Genomic DNA, 2,798 nt, shown 5'->3' on the forward strand with positions numbered 1-2,798 from the left:
GGGGATCAGCCCGACGATCCGGTCCCCCGGGTCACCGATTGCGACCCGGTAGGCTTGCCTTGCGCTGTCGCGGCCAAGCACGTCCATGGCTCAGCGATAGGTGACTTGGTGGACGGCCTCGATGACCTCTTTCGTGGTCACCAGCGCCAGCTTTTCGAGGTTCGCCGCATAGGGCATCGGCACATCCTTGCCCGTGCAGTTGATGACCGGTGCGTCGAGATGGTCGAACGCCTGCTGCATCAAGACGGCCGAGATGTGGTTGCCGATAGAGGCGACCGGGAAGCCTTCCTCGACCGTGACGCAGCGGTTGGTCTTCATGACTGAGGCGATGACGGTGTCATAGTCGATGGGGCGGAGCGTTCTGAGGTCGATCACCTCGGCGCTGATCCCCTCAGCCGCCAGCTTGTCGGCGGCTGCCAGCGTGTGGGTCATGCCGATCCCGAATGAGACAAGCGTCACATCGGTGCCTTCGCGCCAGACCTTGGCCTTGCCGAAGGGGATGGTGAAGTCTTCCAGATCCGGCACTTCGAAGCTGCGACCATAAAGGATCTCGTTTTCGAGGAAGATCACCGGGTTGGCATCGCGGATCGCGGTTTTCAGCAATCCCTTCGCGTCGGCGGCCGAGTAGGGCATCACGACTTTCAGGCCGGGGATCTGCGCATACCATGCGGCATAGTCCTGGCTGTGCTGGGCGCCGACGCGGGCGGCGGCACCGTTCGGGCCGCGAAAGACGATCGGGCAGCCCATCTGGCCGCCGGACATGTAAAGCGTCTTGGCGGCGGAGTTTATGATCTGGTCAATCGCCTGCATTGCGAAGTTGAAGGTCATGAACTCGACGATGGGACGGAGGCCGCCAAAGGCGGAACCGACCGCGATGCCGGCAAAGCCATGTTCGGTGATCGGTGTGTCGATCACGCGCTTGTCACTGAACTCATCGAGAAGCCCCTGGCTGATCTTGTAGGCACCCTGGTATTCGCCGACCTCTTCCCCCATCAGGTAGACGTCGCCATCGCGGCGCATCTCTTCGGCCATTGCCTCGCGCAGGGCCTCGCGGACCGTCATGGTCTTCATCGCCGTGCCTTCGGGCCAGTCGGGCGAGGTGTCTGCCACTTGTGCCGCCGGTGCAGCGACAGCAGCGGCGGTGGCTGGGACGGGCTGAGGTCCCGGCGCGGGGGCCGGGACTGCGGAGGGCGCGGCATCGGCGCTTTCGCCCTCTTCGACCAGTACGGCGATGGGCGTATTGACCTTCACGCCCTCGGTGCCCTCGGCGATCAGGATGCGGCCCATGATGCCTTCATCGACCGCCTCGAACTCCATCGTCGCCTTGTCGGTCTCGATCTCGGCCAGGATCTGGCCGGAGGACACTGTGTCGCCCTCTTTCACCAGCCATTTCGCCAGCTTGCCTTCCTCCATCGTCGGGGAAAGCGCGGGCATGAGAATTTCGGTAGCCATGTGCGGTCCCCCTTCAGGCGTAGATATCGGTCCAGAGCTCTTCGAGCGCTGGTTCCGGGCTGGTCTTGGAGAATTCGGCGGCCTCATTCACGATGGCCTTGATCTCTTTGTCGATCGACTTCAGGTCATCCTCGCTCGCATGCTTGCCCTGCAGGATCAGTTCGCGCACATGTTCGATCGGGTCCCGTTCGTCGCGCATCTTCTGTACTTCCTCGCGGGTCCGGTACTTGGCCGGGTCCGACATCGAATGGCCACGATACCGGTAGGTCTTGATCTCAAGGATGTAAGGGCCCTTGCCCGCGCGGCAATGGGCGGTGGCCTTCTCGCTCGCGGCCTTGACTGCCAGCACATCCATGCCGTCGACCGTCTCACCCGGAATGCCGAAGGCGAGCCCGCGGGTATGGAGTTCCGGCGTGGAGGTGGAGCGTTTCTGCGCGGTGCCCATCGCATATTGGTTGTTCTCGATCACGAAGATCACCGGCAGCTTCCACAAGGCGGCCATGTTGAAGGTCTCATAGACCTGGCCCTGGTTCGCCGCCCCGTCGCCGAAATAGGCGAAGGTGACGCGTTTGTTGTCCTTGTACTTGTCGGCAAAGGCGAGGCCCGCGCCCAAGGGCACCTGCGCGCCGACAATGCCATGGCCGCCGTAGAAGTGCTTTTCCTTGGAGAACATATGCATCGAGCCGCCCTTGCCCTTCGACAAGCCGCCCTCACGCCCCGTCAGTTCGGCCATGACGCCTTTGGGATCCATGCCGCAGGCCAGCATATGGCCGTGATCGCGGTAAGAGGTGATGCGCTTGTCGCCTTCCTCGGCAGCGGCCTCCAGCCCGACGACGACGGCCTCCTGCCCGATATAGAGGTGGCAGAACCCACCGATCAGGCCCATGCCGTAAAGCTGGCCTGCTTTCTCCTCGAATCGGCGGATGAGCAGCATCTCACGATAATAGGTCAGCAATTCTTCTTTGGATGTATTTGATTTCGTGGCGCTTTTCCGTGCGGCCATGCCGAGAACCTCCCAGTGGCGAGAAAGTAGTTCAACGTTAAACTATCTTATAGCGTAACTGCATTGAAATCGCGAGCAATATTTGTGCGAAGTGGCGGGCGATGCCGGATTGCCGGATGAAGTGTCCTGACGGGTGCATTCGCCAGGGAAGGGGCGCGGACCTGCATAGGTCGCGTTTGCGCCCTTTGCGGTCGTTGGGACGCGCCACGTAAGCCGGGCGAGCGCCTGCCCGTGGGGTGGCGCAGCGACGGGCATTCGGGCTGCTTTATGCCCGCAAAGCCCCTCTGACCTCATTTGATGCGCGAGGCCGCCAAAGCGCCAGCCCGGCGGGACGGGCAGGCGC

Annotated in this window: 2 protein-coding genes; both read right to left on the reverse strand. The window is 62.5% G+C overall.

Features of this window, described 5'->3' with window-relative positions; all coding sequences use genetic code 11:
• Positions 1 to 90: 90 nt before the first annotated feature.
• Positions 91 to 1,452, reverse strand: coding sequence for a pyruvate dehydrogenase complex E1 component subunit beta (locus WBB85_RS04805; protein WP_432637487.1), 1,362 nt, complete (start codon positions 1,450 to 1,452; stop codon positions 91 to 93).
• A gap of 13 nt (positions 1,453 to 1,465) precedes the next feature.
• A complete protein-coding gene (pdhA, locus tag WBB85_RS04810; RefSeq protein WP_432637488.1) occupies positions 1,466 to 2,455 on the reverse strand; it encodes a pyruvate dehydrogenase (acetyl-transferring) E1 component subunit alpha in 990 nt (329 codons plus the stop codon).
• Between the last annotated feature and the right edge of the window lie 343 nt (positions 2,456 to 2,798).

This window comes from Albidovulum sp. (assembly GCF_049646345.1).
Lineage (GTDB): Bacteria > Pseudomonadota > Alphaproteobacteria > Rhodobacterales > Rhodobacteraceae > Albidovulum.

Coding starts and splice junctions, on each gene's coding strand:
- WBB85_RS04805 (WP_432637487.1), bottom strand. CDS start 1,452: ATGGCTACCGAAATTCTCATGCCCGCGCTTTCCCCGACGATGGAGGAA.
- pdhA (WP_432637488.1), bottom strand. CDS start 2,455: ATGGCCGCACGGAAAAGCGCCACGAAATCAAATACATCCAAAGAAGAA.